Here is a 14,645-nt window from a genome sequence, read left to right as displayed (position 1 = left end):
CGACGGAAGTTGACACCTCCATACGTTCGCGTGTGGAGGTTTTTGTTGCAGGGACTTGTCGGGAAACGGGTGGGTTCGATCGTCCTTGGGCCGGACAATGCGGTCAGATCGAGTCATCAGGGAATTTCGTCATGTCCACCGCTACGCCCCCTAACCTGCCCACGACCTTCAACCGTCTGGCCTGGTCGAACCTCGCCGCCCAGTCAGCCGAGCAGATCGCGCTGGCCGCAGCGCCCATCGTCGCGGTGCTCATGCTCGGCGTCGGCGAAGGCCAGACCGGATTATTGCAGACCGCGTTGACATTGCCTTTCATCCTGTTCGCGATCCCCGCAGGTCTCCTTGCCGACCGCATCTCGCGGCGCTGGGTGATGGCGGCCTCCGAAGCGCTGCGCGCGGCTGCGCTTGCGGCGACGCTGCTGCTGATCTGGCTTGGCACAATAACGCTGCCGCTGCTCTCGCTGCTCGGCTTCATCGCGGTTTGCGGCACCGTCGCCTACAGCGTTGCTGCGCCAGCCCTCGTGCCATCGCTGGTCAATTCGGCGCAATTGCCTGCGGCGAACGCGCGGATCGAACTGGCGCGCACGGTCGCGTTTGCGAGCGGTCCGGCGCTCGGCGGCGTGCTGGTCGGATGGGTCGGGGCCGCGCCCGCCTTCGGCTTTGCCGCCGCCTTGTCCGTGATCGCCGTCGTGCTGCTGTCGGGCATCCATGAACCGGTGCGCGCCCCTGCCCCGCGCCGCCATCCCCTGCAGGAGATCAGGGAAGGCGCCGCGTTCGTGTTGCATCACGCTCTGCTGCGGCCCGTGTTCATCACGCAGTTCATCTTCAACACGGCGTCATTCCTGCTGCTGGCCGTGTTCGTGCCCTACGCCGTTCGCCATCTCGGCCTATCGGCCACCGGCGTCGGCCTGACGCTTGGCATGTACGGCGTCGGCATGGTGGTCGGCGCGCTCGTGGCCACGCGCGTGATGCAGCGGCTTGCCTTCGGCACCGTGATCGGGCTCGGACCCGTCACTGGTTTTGTCGCCGCCGCCGTGATGGCGCTGACGACGGTCGTGCCGACGCCGTGGCTGGCAGGCCTGAGCTTCTTCCTGCTCGGCGTCGGTCCGATCCTCTGGGTGATCTCGACCACCACGCTGCGCCAATCGGTGACGCCGCCCTCGCTGCTCGGGCGTGTCTCCGCCATCAACATCATGAGCTATGGCGCTCGCCCGCTCGGCTCGGCGTTGGGCGCCATCGTCGGCGGGCTCTATGGCGCGGAAGCCTGCCTCTATCTGGCAGCCGCGATCTTCGCGGCGCAGGCGCTGGTAATCCTGCTATCGCCCGCCGTCTCGCTCGCGCGCCAGCCGGAGATGGTGGGGGAGCCGGTATGTTAGCCGGCTGATTCATGTGCGAACCGAGGGCGTCATTGCGAGGAGCGAAAGCGACGAAACAATCCATTCTCTCCGCGGAGCAATGGATTGCTTCCGCCTTCGCGCTAAAGCGCTTCGGCGGACTGAAGCCCTGCGAAGCTGCGCAGCAAGCGTAGAAGGGTCGCTGCGCTTGCAATGACCGGGCGAACAGGTGTTTTGTTCCAAAATGTTCTTCGAGGGGCAATTACCGCTTTCCGGCCCCGCTTTGTATGATATACATCATTTCATATAGAAGCGGGAACCCTCATGGCCGACCAGACTGCAGCAATAGACACCCGCCCTCGTTCGGAAGCTTCCTCCACTGTCCTGCAGATCGCGGTGCTCGCGGGCCTCGCAGCCACCGGCACGCTCGCCACCAACATCCTGCTGCCGTCGTTGCCGCAGATGGCTATTTCGCTGAAGGTTTCGAGCGCGGCGGTCACCGCAGCGATCACGGTCTTCCTCGCGGTGTTCGCAGTCGGGCAACTCGTGGTCGGGCCGATCTCGGACCGCTATGGCCGCCGTTGGCCGGTCTTGACCGGATTTGCAATCTTCTTCGCCGGCAGCGTCTGGTGCGGCCTCGCCAGTGATTTGCCGAGCCTGCTGATCGGCCGTGTCATCCAGGCGGCCGGCGCCTGCGCCACCTCCGTGCTGTCCCGCGCCATAGCCCGCGACCTGTTTTCCGGCGCGGCCCTCGCCCGCGCGATGGCGCTGATCATGATCGCGATGTCGGCAGCGCCGGGCTTTTCGCCGCTGCTCGGCGGTGGGCTCGATCACATTTTCGGCTGGCGCTCCGAATTCGCATTCCTCGCAGCTTTCGCCGGGCTCGGCGCCCTCGCCTACGCCGTGGTGTTCGGCGAGACCCACCTCGCGACACGCACCCCGCTCGATCCGTGGGCCATCGCAAAGACGTACCTCGCCCTGCTCCGCGACCGCCGCTTCGTGGTGCCGGCAGCAACCGTCAGCCTGATCCTGGGCGCGCTGTTCTCGATTTTCTCGGCCGCGCCCCGCGTACTGATCGAAGCGATGCATTTTACGCCGATTCAACTCGGCCTGTTCTTTGCGGGCACGGTGCTGATCGTGTTCGCCGCCGGTATGCTCGCGACCCGGTTGGCGCCACGCTATGGGCTCGATCGTTCGATCCGGGGCGGACTGTTCACCGCCGCCGCCGGCAGCCTCGCGATGCTGCTGGTCTCGCTATACAACCCCTCCTTCCTGCCCTTTCTTGCGGCCATGAGCGTATTCCTGCTCGGCATGGGCATCGTCAGCCCGTTAGGCACGGCGCAGGCGCTGTCCCCGTTCGGCGACAAAGCGGGCGCAGCATCGGCGCTCATCGGCTTCTCGCAGATGATGACGGCCGCAATCGGCGTCTGGCTCGCGGCGACGATCTCCCATGACGCGCTGTTTGCGCTCGGCGCGGTGCTGACGGTGTTTTCACTGCTGGCTGTTGGGCTCTACACGCGGCGGCCACCGCCGAGCTAGATCCGGGGCTCGTTAGTGCGCCGTCGCAACCATTCGCCCCAGTTGGATGAGTGCGAGAAACCCTTCAGTTTCCAAATTTCGCAGAGACAAAGAAGCCGGTACACCTTATCATCTGCCGCGCAGGAGCTGGGGGGCCGCCCGATGAGCGAAGCGCACTGGCAGTTAGAGGGATCTGCAGCGGAGCTCTATCAGCGCTACCTCGTGCCCGCGATCACCACCAAATGGGCGGAGGATCTGGTCGCGCGCGCGCAGCCCCGCGTGGGAGATGCCGTTCTGGATGTTGCCTGCGGCACCGGTGTGGTGGCTCGTCTCGCGGCTCACCGTGTGACGGCTGGACAAGTGACAGGTCTCGACCTGAATGCTGGAATGCTGGCGGTCGCCCGAAGCCTCCCGAGCGAGGTGTCGCCGATCAGTTGGGTAGAAGGTAGCGCGCTCAATTTACCGTTTCGCTCGGAAAGTTTCGACGTCGTTCTTTGCCAGCTCGGCCTTCAATTCTTCCCGGATCAGTCCAAAGCGCTCAACGAATGCACCGCGTGCTGCGCAACATGGGACGTGCCGCGCTTAGCGTCTACAGCGCGATCGAGCACACACATGGAGCCGATGCATTCGTGGGCGCGCTGGACGAAGTTCTCGGCAAAGACGCATCCCGGATCAAGCGTGGCGAGCATTCCTTCTCCGACCCTGCGCAGCTCGAAGAACGTTTACGCGAAGCTGACTTCGATGTAGTTGAAGTGCACACCGTCGTGCAAACTATCGTATTTCCCTCCGTACTGGACTATGTTCGGTTCCAACTCCTCGCAACACCAATGACGATCCTGCTTAAAGACAGAACCGAGTCCGAGCGCCAGGCGATTATCTCATCCGTTTCGGCCGGGACCGCGAGCCGATCCACGCCGAAGATGCTCGGCGATGGCAAGTTCACATTTCCGCAACAGGCGTATGTCGCGCTCGCGCAAAAACTGCGTTGACCACATGACGGCGGCTCTGAATGCCTGCCTTTATGCTCGCCAACTTATGAAATGGCTTACCCTGCCAGATACCGCTCGTACTTCCCCCGCCATGATCTCGTCCGCCGTAATATCCGGATCGAGCGTATAAAGATCCTGCGCGCGGCTGATGCCGCGCAGCGCGTAGCGGCCGGTGGAAACCAGATAGTTTCGCCCGACGCATCCAGGCCGGCACAATCCTGCGTGGCTAATCGCCCGACTCTCCGACGGTCGAAACTTCAAGGCCGGCCCTGTCATTGCCACGAAGATTGACCGTCTCGCCGTCGAACCTCAGGGTCCATTTTTGTAGCGGGGCGTCCGCACCCAACATCCGGCGTTCGATCACGAATGTTTGGCCATCCAGCCACCTTCCCTTGGTCGCAGCGACGCCGAAGGCCGTCGGGTCGCTTTTACGAAACAGCCCGTCTAACCCGATCGGGCCAGTAAACTTGAGTGATGGCCTTGCTGGATCCCGGTTATTTAGCTCCAGTTCATAGTGCGGATTCGGACCGGTAAGGGTCAACGAAAGCGACCGCACATTCAGAGCGTTGCCAAGGAACTTGTATGTCTTTCCGGAGATGAAAGACGCGATCTCCGGCGTTGCGCCGACCTCGGTCGGTTTCTCGGTTGATATCTCGTGGATCACGCCGGCAAGCAGATTTGTGCCGGCCGGGTCCGGCGGCAGCGCCGTCTCGGATTTCACGGCGCCGGAAATATCATCAGCCATTTTGCTGAACGGACAAAAGTCTCTGGCCGTCGTCACCGCAACGATATCCAGCTTGGGAAACACCATGATGACCTGGCAATGGTATCCGACCGCCATGTAAACCTGCTTCTTGGGTAGCGCCCAGAAGAAGTTGGAATATCTTAGCTCCGGCTCCCGCTTCGAATTCATGTTCACCGTGGCGTCGCTTGTCCTTTCGACCCAGCCTCGTGGAACAAGCGGCTTACCTTCCCATTCGCCATGCCGCAGATATAGATAGCCGATCTTCGCCATGTCGCGAGGCAGCAACGCCAGACCGTATCCTCCGGTTGAGATACCCTGCGGGTCGCGCCGCCAATTCCACGTGCTGATTCCAAGCGGACCGAAAAGCCTGGCCTTGGCGTAGTCCGACGCATTCAACCCTGTCAGCTTGGTAATGATAGCGGAAAGCAAATGCGAATTGCCGCTATTGTAGTTGAAGATGTCTCTAGGTGCGCTCGACATCTGACGGTCGAGAATGAACTTGATCCAGTCCGGGCTACGCTCCATCGCGATCATCGAAACCGGCCGCCCGCTCAATGACTCTTCCCAGTCTATTCCGGACGTCATGTCCAGCAGGCTCTGGACCGTAATTGCCTTCTTCCTTTCATCCACGTTCGCGACGCTTCTGTCTGCAAAGAAGTCTAACATCCGACGATCCGTGCTATCCAGCAGCCCGTCCTTGGAGGCGATCGCCATTAAGGTGCCGATGACAGCTTTGGTGGCAGAGTTGGTGATGTGGGGAATATCCGCCGCATACGGCGCGTAATAGGCATCGAGAACAATTTTGCCATGCCGGACGATCAGCAAACTGTCGAAGCTGCGGCTTGTTCCGAACTCGACCAGTTTGGCAAGCGCCGCTGGGTCCATGCCCTGCTCTTCCGGCGTGGATGTTGGCCATTGCCTGGTCGGCCAGACAGACTCCGCTGCGCCTTGGGCGTATGCGGCAGCGCTGCAGGTCGAAACCAGCATGATCGCACCGAGAAAAATCCCGGAGACGGCAAACCTTTGATTTTGCATCAGCGCCCCGTGTCGTTGCGAGCTAACCCGCCAGATATCGCTCGTACTTCCCCGCGACCACCTCGTCCGCGGCAATATCCGGATCGAGCGTATAGAGATCCTGCGCGCGGCCGATGCCGCGCAGCGCGTAGCGGCCGGTGGAAACCAGATAGTTTCGCCCCGCCGCATCGAGGCCTTCGCGGAACGCCGAGGACATCAGCAATTCCCGGTCGACCGAGCGGCACATCGAGGCGATGCGGCTGACCTCGTTGACGGCAGGTCCCACCACCGTGAAGTCGAGCCGGTCGTCGCTGCCGATATTGCCGTAAAAGACTTCGCCGACATGCAGGCCGACATGGGCTGATGTGACCGGGCGGTTCTCGGCTGTGCGGCGGGCGTTGAGCGTCCTCATGTTGCGGCGGAAGCGATGTTCGGCGCGCAGCGCCGCGCGATTTGCTTTCGCCATGTTCTCGTGGGTGAACATCGCCAGCACACCGTCGCCGATCAGCTTCAGCACCTCGCCGCCGGCATCATGGATGGCGTCGATCGAGGCCTGCGCATAATCGTTGAGGAACGGGATGATCTCGCCGGGATCGATGCTTTCGCTGATCGCGGTCGAGCCGCGCAGGTCGGAGAACCACAGCACCGTATTGATGCGCTCGGTGACGCCGCGCGTGATGCGGCCGCGCAGCACCTGCTCGGCGGTGTCGCGACCGAGATAGACCCGGCCCAGCGTCTTGGTGATATCAGCCTGCGCCGCAGATTTGATCGCTAGCCCCAGCGTCGGCACGAGCTCGCGGAGCGCCGCGAGCCCCTGCGCGCCAAATCCCTCGTCGCGCCGTGTCACCCAATAGGAATAGACGCAGTCCATCTGTCCCATGGTGCCGGCCTCGCCGAACTGGTGCACATAGGCGACCAGATGCTTGTGACCTTTCTCGGCAAGCTCGCCCATGAATTTGAAGTTGTGTGAGGTGCGATTGGCGAGATCGAGCGGCAGCTCTTCATGGCCGTTTTGGAGCATGTAGTAGAAGATCGAACTCCGCCAGGCCTCCGCGGCTTCGCCCTCGTTGGTCGAGCCGTATTCGAACACGTCGCTTTCGTTGGTCTCGGCGTCGTTCCAGCGAAAACCGCGGCCCTCGAAAATCGGGTGCAGCGTATCGATGAAGACCATGCCGCGCGACAGGCCAAGCCCCTCGGCGCAGCAGCGCTCGCAGAAACCGCGGATCAGGTCGTTTTGAGGCAAGCCGGTGAGGCCCTGGCCGACCAGCCAGTTCATCAGGCGCAGACGGGGTGTGAGTTCCATGCATGCTATTATGGCGTGCAATCGGGGCGAGCGAAAGGCTCGCGCCGCCCGCGCTGGCCAGACCTCGAAGGTCAGAGCGCAGGCTTGCAAATGTCAGGAAATTGTCGAGTCGCACTGTGACAGATCTTCAGGTCTGGACATCATTCGCGTCGTGTAGACCAGACCCCGGCCGCGGTGCGATGCTCACGTCGGCGCGTCATTACTGGCGGCGACGGTTGCGCCACCCGCCTCGTACCAGCCGCGCGAAGCTTTCACCAGATAGACCACCGAAAGCATGACGGGGACTTCAACCAGCACACCGACGACCGTGGCCAACGCGGCTCCGGAATTCAGGCCGAACAGGCTGATGGCGGCGGCGACGGCGAGTTCGAAGAAGTTGCTGGCGCCGATCAGCGCCGCCGGTGCAGCGACGCACCAGGCCACGCCGAAGCGCCTGCTCAGCCAATAGGCCAGGCCGGCGTTGAAATAAACCTGGATCAGGATCGGCACCGCCAGCAACACGATCACCAGCGGTTGCCCGATAATCTGTTCGCCCTGAAAGCCGAACAGCATTACGAGCGTCGTCAGCAGCGCCACCAGCGACACCGGTTGCAGCCTATGCAGCGTCCGCCGCAACGCTGCAGGTCCCGTTCTCAACAGCGCACGGCGCCAAAGCTGTGCCACGATGACTGGGACCACGATATACAGCAGCACCGAAAGCAGAAGCGTCGCCCAAGGCACGGTGATCGAAGCCACGCCGAGCAACAGGCCGACCAGCGGCGCAAACGCAAACACCATGATGACGTCGTTGAGCGCAACCTGGCTCAACGTGTAGTGCGGCTCGCCCTCGCACAGGTTAGACCACACGAACACCATCGCGGTACATGGCGCAGCCGCCAGCAGTATGAGACCGGCGATGTAGGACGGAATTTGTGCCGCGGGCAGCCATGCCGCAAACAGATGCCCGATGAACAGCGAACCCAGCAGCGCCATCGAGAATGGCTTGACCGCCCAGTTGATGAACAGCGTGACGCCGACGCCGCGCCAGTGTTCCCGTACCTGGCCGAGCGCACCGAAATCGATCTTCAGTAGCATCGGGATGATCATCAGCCAGACCAGCGCCGCCACCGGCAGGTTCACCCGCGCGATTTCGGCACTCGAAATGGTCGCGAACAGCCCCGGCAGCAGATGCCCGAGTGCGACACCGGCAACAATGCACAGCGCCACCCAGAGCGACAGATAACGTTCGAACAGGTTCATGGTGGAGACATCCGGGCATGACTTGGAGAGGCACTCTCTCCTGCTATCGCGCGCAGCCGTGACCGTGCGATGACCTCCGATATTGCAGACTCAGCCGGTTCGCAAGAAATATGTCTTGATTTCTCGACGCATTGAAACGAAAATTGCGCCAACACTGCGCAAATCACCGCGCTTTTTTACGTAACGTCATCGAACTGTCACTTAATTTGTCGATAAATATGGACACGATAGCGAGGCCGCGAGAAGTCAATGGAAGCAAATAGTCGCGAAGCCAGCGCCATAGAGGGTTTTGGATCGCTCGCGCAGGCAACCCGACTTGCCGCGGTACGCCACCTGCTCGCCGTCCACCCGCAAAGCCTGCCCGCCGGTGAGATCGCACGACTCTGCGAAGTGCCGCACAACACGATGTCGACGCACCTCGCAATTCTTAGCCGAGCCGGTTTGATCTCCGTCGAGAAGGATGGCCGCTCGATGAACTATCGGGCCGATGTGGACGGATTTAGAGGCTTGCTCGAATTTCTCTCCAGGGACTGCTGCAACGGCCGCCCCGAACTCTGTGGCGATGCCTTCGATCTCCCATCCGAAGCAACGGGGAAGTTCATGACGCCCGCGTTCAACGTCCTCTTTCTGTGCACCCAAAATTCGGCTCGCTCAATCATCGCCGAAGCCCTGCTCGAGAAGATCGGCCGTGGCCGTTTCCGGGCCTATTCCGCCGGATCGGAACCGGCCCGAGAACCCGTTCCCGAAGTCATCGACCGGCTGAAAGCCCTCGGGCACGACGTGTCCCGCCTGCATCCAAAGTCGTGGGATGAGTTTCGAGGTCCGCTCGCTCCCCGAATGGACTTCGTCATCGCGCTCTGCGACGCACCCAACGGTCAGTTTTGTCCGGATCTCGGCGCCCAGTTCGTCACCGGCGCCTGGCCCCTGCCCGACCCGGCGCAGTTCACAGGGTCGCCGGCCGAGCGCACCACGCTCCTGAATGAACTCTACGCCATGATCCGGCGCCGCATCGAAATCTTCACAAGCCTGCCGTTCGACTCGCTGGACCGCATGGCGATCAAGGCGCGCCTGGACGAAATCGGCGATACGACTCGCGTATCCCCTTAAGGAAATTTCTTATGAGAGTTGGAATCAACGGCATGGGCCGCATCGGTAGGCTCGCCCTGCGTGCGGCGCTCGGTGGCATCCGGCGTCCCGAGAGCGATCCGCGCGCCAACAACCGTCTGGAGGTCGTCCATATCAACGAATTGAAAGGTGGCGTGGCGGCGACCGCCCACCTGCTCGAATTCGACAGCATTCACGGACGCTGGCACCAGCGGATCGAAGTTGAGGCCGACAAGACGATTGCGATCGGCAAGCAGCGCATCGGCTTCAGCGAACTGGCACATCCGGGCGATATCCCGTGGGGCGATCTTGGTTGCGACGTGGTGCTCGAATGCACCGGAAAGTTCCTGAAGCCGGACCAGCTGCAGGGCTACTTCGACCGCGGCGTCAAACGCGTGATCGTCGCCGCCCCCGTCAAGGACGAAGCGGCACTCAATATCGTCGTCGGTGTCAACGATCAGCTTTACGACCCTGCCCGGCACCGGCTGTTGACGGCGGCGTCATGCACGACGAACTGCCTGGCACCCGTCGTCAAGGTGATCCATGAATCGATCGGCATCCGCCACGGACAGATTACGACGATTCACGATCCGACCAACACCAACGTCGTCGTCGATGCTCCGCACAAGGATTTGCGGCGCGCACGATCGGCAATGCTGTCGATGCAACCGACCACCACCGGAAGCGCCACCGCCATTTCGCTGATCTATCCAGAACTCAAGGGCAAGCTGAACGGCCACGCCGTACGCGTACCCGTGTTGAACGCCAGTCTCACCGATTGTGTATTCGAGCTGCAACGTTCGACTACCGTTGAGGAGGTCAACCAGCTTTTCAAGTCAGCTTCTGAAAGCGTGCTGGCCGGTATCCTGGGACTGGAGACGCGCGCCCTGGTTTCGGCCGATTACAACAACGATCCCCGCAGCTCGATCGTCGACGCCTTGAGCACGATGGTGACGGATGGGACGCTGCTGAAGGTGTATGCTTGGTACGACAACGAGGTCGGATACGCCTGCCGAATGGTCGACCTCGCCAACATCGTCCGACAAGCGGGCGTATAGACCCATGATCCGAAACTACCTCATCGTCACGGCATCCTACTGGGGCTTCACGCTGGTGGACGGCGCGTTGCGCATGCTGGTCCTGTTTCACTTTTTCCGGCTGGGATATACGCCCTTCACGCTCGCTTTCCTATTTCTCCTCTATGAGGCGGCCGGTATTGCCGCCAATCTCGCGGGCGGCTACTTCGCGTCGCGTTTCGGCATTCCCCGCATGCTCGCGGCCGGCCAGATGCTGCAGATCGCAGGATTGCTGATGCTCTCGGCGCTCAATCCCGGCTGGGGCGCCGCCCTATCGGTCGCATGGGTCGTCGTCGCTCAAGGGATCGCCGGTGTCGCCAAGGACCTGACCAAAACCGCGTCCAAATCCGCCATCAAGGCAACCTCCGGCGAAGGCAGCGGTCAATTATTCCGGTGGGTCGCCTGGTTTACCGGCTCCAAGAACGCCATGAAGGGCATCGGATTCTTCGTCGGCGGCCTGCTGCTCGATCTGGCCGGCTTCACCCATGCGCTATGGCTGATGGCAACGTTGCTCGGCGTGATCTTTGTCGCGGGGCTGCTGTTGCTGCCCGCCCAACTCGGCAAAGCCAAATCATCGAAGACCGTGCGCGAGCTGTTCGGCAAGTCGCGTGGCGTGAATCTGCTGGCCGCCGCGCGCATCTTCATGTTCGGCGCGAGAGACGTCTGGTTCGTCGTCGGTTTGCCAGTGTTTCTCTACGCCAACGGATGGCGTTTTCTGGAGGTGGGCGGATTTCTCGCTGCCTGGACGATTGCCTACGGTGGCGTGCAGGCGATCGCGCCGACGCTGGTGAGCCGCAGCTCCGACGGTCTGAGCCGTGAGGTTCCGGCTGCCCGTCTATGGGCGGCGATTCTCGCCGCCGTGCCGATCGCCCTGCTTCTCATCATGCAAACGGCAACTGTCGACCGTCCCGACCTGATATTGGTCGTCGGACTAGCTCTCTTTGGTTTGCCTTTTGCGGTGAACTCCTCGCTGCACTCGTATTTGATTTTGGCCTATGCTGGGTCCGAAAAGGCAGCCGAGGATGTCGGGTTCTACTACGCCGCCAACGCCGTCGGTCGTCTTCTCGGAATTACACTTTCAGGGGTTCTCTATCAGGTTGGCGGTATCACCGGATGTCTGACTGGTGCGGCGGTCATGTTGCTGCTGTGTTGGTTGATCAGCTTCCTGCTGCCGACCAACGAAGGTCTTTCACCCGCCCACTCGCGTTCATAGCCCACAATCACGTCGGCCTATGGACAGTCGATATTTCCATATTTCTGGAAATATGGTTGACGTGAACGCCTGGTCGTGACACTCTTCCATCATGAAACTCGATGACGCCGCCGCCCATCTCGAAGCGCTGGGCAATCCAACCCGGCTCAAGATCTATCGTGCCCTGATCCGCGCCGGCGGCGCTGGGCTTGCCGTCGGTCGCCTGCAGGAGAAATTGAAGATCGCGCCCTCGACCCTCTCCCACCATATCAAGGCGCTGGTGGTGGTCGGCCTGGTGACGCAGGTGCGCGATGCCACGACGCTGATCTGCCACGCCAACTACGAGGTGATGCGGGAGCTGGTAGGTTTTCTGGTTGCCGAATGCTGCACGGAAAGCGCTGAAACAAAGGATGCCAAGACCGCGGCTTAGCTGCCGCTCTTTCAAGCGTTATTTCGATATTTCTAGTTATATGGGAGAATATCATGAGCGAAGCCACGAAGGTAGCCATTATCGGAGCCGGGCCGGTCGGCCTTGCCGCCGCCGCCCATCTGCTGGAGCGCGGGCTGCAGCCGATCGTGCTGGAAGCCGGCGACAAGGTCGGCCACGCCATGCGGCAATGGGGCCACGTCCAACTGTTCTCGCCCTGGGAATACAATGTCGACAAGGCGGCGGCGCGGCTGCTGGCGACAACGGGATGGAATTCTCCCGAACCGGATCAGTATCCGACCGGCATGGAGATGGTGGAGCACTATCTCGAGCCGCTTGCGGCACACACGGCGCTCAAGCCTCATATCCAGACGTCGAGCCGCGTCACCGCGATCAGCCGGGCCGGGTTCGACAAGATGAAGACCAAGGGCCGCGAAAAGGCGCCGTTCGAAATTCGGTATCAGAACGGACAAGGTCCGAAAGTCGTCAAGGCCGATGCGATCATCGACGCCTCCGGCACCTGGCATTCGCCGAACCCGGCAGGCGCCAATGGCCTTTCCGCTATCGGGGAGGCTGATACCTCCGACCGCATCGCCTATGGTATGCCCGACGTGCTCGGCAGGGACCTCGCACGCTATGCCGGCAAGACCGTCGCGGTGCTGGGCGCGGGACATTCGGCGATCGGCACGCTGATCGATCTGGCAAAACTTGCCGAACAGGCGCCGGGCACCCGGCCGATCTGGCTGCTGCGCGGCAGCGATCCGGCCAAGGCTTTCGGCGGTGGCGCGAACGACAAGCTGGTGGCGCGCGGCGAGCTGGGCGCGGCCTTTGCCGCGCTGGTGAAGGCGGGCAGCATCAGGGTCGAAAGCAACTTTCGCGTTTCGCATCTCGTAGCCGACGGTCCGCACCTCGTCGTCGGCGCCCTGTCCGGCTGCGCCGCCCGGCAGGCCGTGGTCGATGAATTGATCGTCGCGACGGGTTTCCGTCCCGACCTCGATTTCGTGCGCGAGTTACGCATCCGGCTCGATCCTGCGATCGAATGTCCGGTCGCGCTGGCGCCGCTGATCGATCCGAACGAGCATAGCTGCGGCACGGTGCGGCCGCACGGCGCTCGCGAATTGGCGCAGGACGAGCCAGGCTTCTATTTCGCCGGCATGAAAGCTTACGGCCGCGCGCCGACCTTCCTGATGCTCACCGGGTATGAACAGGTGCGCTCGATAGCGGCCGACATCGCCGATGACCGAGCTGCCGCAGAGCGGGTCGAACTGGTGCTGCCCGAGACCGGCGTCTGCAGCCGCTCGCTCGCGCCAGATGCCGGCAATTGCTGTGGCGGCCCTGCATTATCGGATGTTGACGCCTGTTGCGTCGCGGATGAAAAAGCAAAGCAGCAAGGCAAGACGGGATGCGGTTGCGCGTCCTGATCAACAGGGAGTGAGCGGAATCTCGCAAGGCCGATCCGTCATCGTTGCGATGTGCGTGGGGCAGCTCGGCATCCTGCTCGGGCCATTTGCGCTGCTGTGGTCAAGAAGAGAAACGGTCCAGTGAGTCAGCTTCCGATCATCCTCGCTCTCGGCACGACACAGACCCTGGCCTGGGCTTCGAGCTACTATCTGCCAGCGATTCTCGCTGACCCAATCGCGCGCGATCTCGGCATATCCTCGACCTGGATATTTGCCGCTTTTTCCGCCTCGCTGGTGATTTCGGCCCTGATAGGCCCGCGTGTCGGACGGCAGATTGACCTGGTCGGTGGCCGGTCCGTGCTGTCACTATCCAATCTGGTGCTGGCGGCCGGGCTGGCGCTGCTCGGCTTCACATCATCCATCCCCATGCTCGTCATCGCCTGGCTGCTGCTCGGCGTCGGCATGGGCGCGGGCCTTTACGATGCGGCCTTCGCCGCGCTCGGCCGCATCTATGGCGACGCGGCGCGACGCTCGATCACCGGCATCACGCTGCTCGCCGGATTTGCTTCGACCGTGGGATGGCCGCTGTCCGCGTGGGGGCTGGAAACCATCGGCTGGCGCAACACCTGCTTTGCCTGGGCAGCGGCACATATCTTGATCGGCCTGCCGCTCAATCTCTTGATGCTGCCGGCCGTGAAAGGGGCGAAGGCAGCCGTGGCTTCGGCCGTTAAGCCGCATATTCCGATCGACCGCACGATGATCGTGCTCGCCTTCGCGTTCGCCGCGGCCTGGACTGTCACCGGCGCGATGGCGGCGCATCTGCCGCGCATCATGGAAGAAGCGGGCGCGACCACCGCGCAGGCCGTGTTTGCCGGCGCGCTGATCGGCCCGGCGCAGGTGGCCGGGCGGATCTTCGAGGCGGGCTTTCTCAGCCGCTATCATCCGCTGGTCTCGACCAGACTTGCCTGCATCACGCATCCGATCGGCGCGGCCATCCTCGGCTTGGCCGGCGGCGGCGCGGCCAGCGTGTTTGCGCTGTTCCACGGCTCCGGTAATGGCATCCTGACGATTGCGCGCGGCACGCTGCCGCTCGCGATTTTCGGCCCGGAGAATTACGGCTATCGTCTCGGCATCATCGGCGCACCGGCGCGGATGGCACAGGCCGCCGCCCCGCTGCTGTTCGGGCTGCTGATCGAGGTCATGGGCGCGCGGGTTCTGATCGTGTCGTCGGCGCTCAGCATCTCCGCGCTGCTGGCGCTGTTCCTGCTGCGCAAGAGGTCGTCGAAGCCGCTAGTTGATACGTGAGC

At 62.4% G+C, this 14,645-nt stretch carries 12 protein-coding genes; 9 read left to right on the top strand and 3 right to left on the bottom strand.

Annotated features, from left to right (window positions below; all coding sequences use genetic code 11):
- Positions 1-131 precede the first annotated feature (131 nt).
- The 3 genes from IVA95_RS09025 (at position 132) to IVA95_RS09015 (ending at position 3,838) form a co-directional block, all read left to right on the top strand.
- Complete coding sequence (locus tag IVA95_RS09025; protein WP_247510191.1) at positions 132-1,373, top strand: MFS transporter; 1,242 nt, start codon at positions 132-134, stop codon at positions 1,371-1,373.
- 282 nt (positions 1,374-1,655) lie between these two features.
- Positions 1,656-2,870: a multidrug effflux MFS transporter gene (locus IVA95_RS09020; protein ID WP_247510190.1), complete on the top strand. Its 1,215-nt coding sequence runs from the start codon at positions 1,656-1,658 to the stop codon at positions 2,868-2,870.
- Positions 2,871-3,403: 533 nt separating this feature from the next.
- Positions 3,404-3,838 (top strand): hypothetical protein, encoded by a 435-nt coding sequence (locus IVA95_RS09015; protein WP_247510189.1) that lies wholly within the window; start codon positions 3,404-3,406, stop codon positions 3,836-3,838.
- A 226-nt stretch (positions 3,839-4,064) separates the two neighbouring features.
- Here the strand turns inward: IVA95_RS09015 and IVA95_RS09010 are convergent, their stop codons facing one another.
- The 3 genes from IVA95_RS09010 to arsB all read right to left on the bottom strand — a co-directional run bounded on the left by IVA95_RS09010 (position 4,065) and on the right by arsB (position 8,139).
- Positions 4,065-5,618 (bottom strand): serine hydrolase, encoded by a 1,554-nt coding sequence (locus IVA95_RS09010; protein ID WP_247510188.1) that lies wholly within the window; start codon positions 5,616-5,618, stop codon positions 4,065-4,067.
- A gap of 22 nt (positions 5,619-5,640) precedes the next feature.
- On the bottom strand, positions 5,641-6,900 hold the full coding sequence (locus IVA95_RS09005) for an adenylate/guanylate cyclase domain-containing protein (RefSeq protein ID WP_247510187.1): 1,260 nt from the start codon (positions 6,898-6,900) through the stop codon (positions 5,641-5,643).
- A gap of 183 nt (positions 6,901-7,083) precedes the next feature.
- Complete coding sequence (gene arsB / locus IVA95_RS09000; RefSeq protein ID WP_247510186.1) at positions 7,084-8,139, bottom strand: ACR3 family arsenite efflux transporter; 1,056 nt, start codon at positions 8,137-8,139, stop codon at positions 7,084-7,086.
- A 249-nt stretch (positions 8,140-8,388) separates the two neighbouring features.
- On the opposite strand from arsB, the gene IVA95_RS08990 reads away from it, so the two are divergent.
- From IVA95_RS08990 to IVA95_RS08965, 6 genes are all read left to right on the top strand, one after another.
- The gene (locus tag IVA95_RS08990) at positions 8,389-9,246 is read left to right on the top strand and encodes a helix-turn-helix domain-containing protein (protein ID WP_256470175.1); all 858 of its coding nucleotides are present in this window, start codon (positions 8,389-8,391) and stop codon (positions 9,244-9,246) included.
- An 11-nt stretch (positions 9,247-9,257) separates the two neighbouring features.
- Positions 9,258-10,301, top strand: a complete 1,044-nt coding sequence (locus IVA95_RS08985) for an ArsJ-associated glyceraldehyde-3-phosphate dehydrogenase (protein WP_247510185.1) — start codon at positions 9,258-9,260, stop codon at positions 10,299-10,301.
- 4 nt (positions 10,302-10,305) lie between these two features.
- Complete coding sequence (arsJ, locus tag IVA95_RS08980; protein WP_247510184.1) at positions 10,306-11,532, top strand: organoarsenical effux MFS transporter ArsJ; 1,227 nt, start codon at positions 10,306-10,308, stop codon at positions 11,530-11,532.
- 91 nt (positions 11,533-11,623) lie between these two features.
- The gene (locus tag IVA95_RS08975) at positions 11,624-11,941 is read left to right on the top strand and encodes a metalloregulator ArsR/SmtB family transcription factor (protein WP_065754777.1); all 318 of its coding nucleotides are present in this window, start codon (positions 11,624-11,626) and stop codon (positions 11,939-11,941) included.
- A 53-nt stretch (positions 11,942-11,994) separates the two neighbouring features.
- On the top strand, positions 11,995-13,359 hold the full coding sequence (locus IVA95_RS08970) for an FAD-dependent oxidoreductase (protein ID WP_247510183.1): 1,365 nt from the start codon (positions 11,995-11,997) through the stop codon (positions 13,357-13,359).
- Positions 13,360-13,479: 120 nt separating this feature from the next.
- Positions 13,480-14,643 (top strand): MFS transporter, encoded by a 1,164-nt coding sequence (locus IVA95_RS08965; RefSeq protein WP_247510182.1) that lies wholly within the window; start codon positions 13,480-13,482, stop codon positions 14,641-14,643.
- Positions 14,644-14,645: the final 2 nt, after the last annotated feature.

The sequence above is a fragment of the Bradyrhizobium sp. 157 genome, assembly GCF_023073815.1.
Taxonomy (GTDB): Bacteria; Pseudomonadota; Alphaproteobacteria; order Rhizobiales; family Xanthobacteraceae; genus Bradyrhizobium.
Note: the sequence above shows the minus strand (reverse complement) of the source record. Positions and strands in the feature narration are given on the sequence as shown.

Coding starts and splice junctions, on each gene's coding strand:
- IVA95_RS08985 (WP_247510185.1), top strand. CDS start 9,258: ATGAGAGTTGGAATCAACGGCATGGGCCGCATCGGTAGGCTCGCCCTG.
- arsJ (WP_247510184.1), top strand. CDS start 10,306: ATGATCCGAAACTACCTCATCGTCACGGCATCCTACTGGGGCTTCACG.
- IVA95_RS09005 (WP_247510187.1), bottom strand. CDS start 6,900: ATGGAACTCACACCCCGTCTGCGCCTGATGAACTGGCTGGTCGGCCAG.
- arsB (WP_247510186.1), bottom strand. CDS start 8,139: ATGAACCTGTTCGAACGTTATCTGTCGCTCTGGGTGGCGCTGTGCATT.
- IVA95_RS09025 (WP_247510191.1), top strand. CDS start 132: ATGTCCACCGCTACGCCCCCTAACCTGCCCACGACCTTCAACCGTCTG.
- IVA95_RS09010 (WP_247510188.1), bottom strand. CDS start 5,618: ATGCAAAATCAAAGGTTTGCCGTCTCCGGGATTTTTCTCGGTGCGATC.
- IVA95_RS09020 (WP_247510190.1), top strand. CDS start 1,656: ATGGCCGACCAGACTGCAGCAATAGACACCCGCCCTCGTTCGGAAGCT.
- IVA95_RS08970 (WP_247510183.1), top strand. CDS start 11,995: ATGAGCGAAGCCACGAAGGTAGCCATTATCGGAGCCGGGCCGGTCGGC.
- IVA95_RS08990 (WP_256470175.1), top strand. CDS start 8,389: ATGGAAGCAAATAGTCGCGAAGCCAGCGCCATAGAGGGTTTTGGATCG.
- IVA95_RS08975 (WP_065754777.1), top strand. CDS start 11,624: ATGAAACTCGATGACGCCGCCGCCCATCTCGAAGCGCTGGGCAATCCA.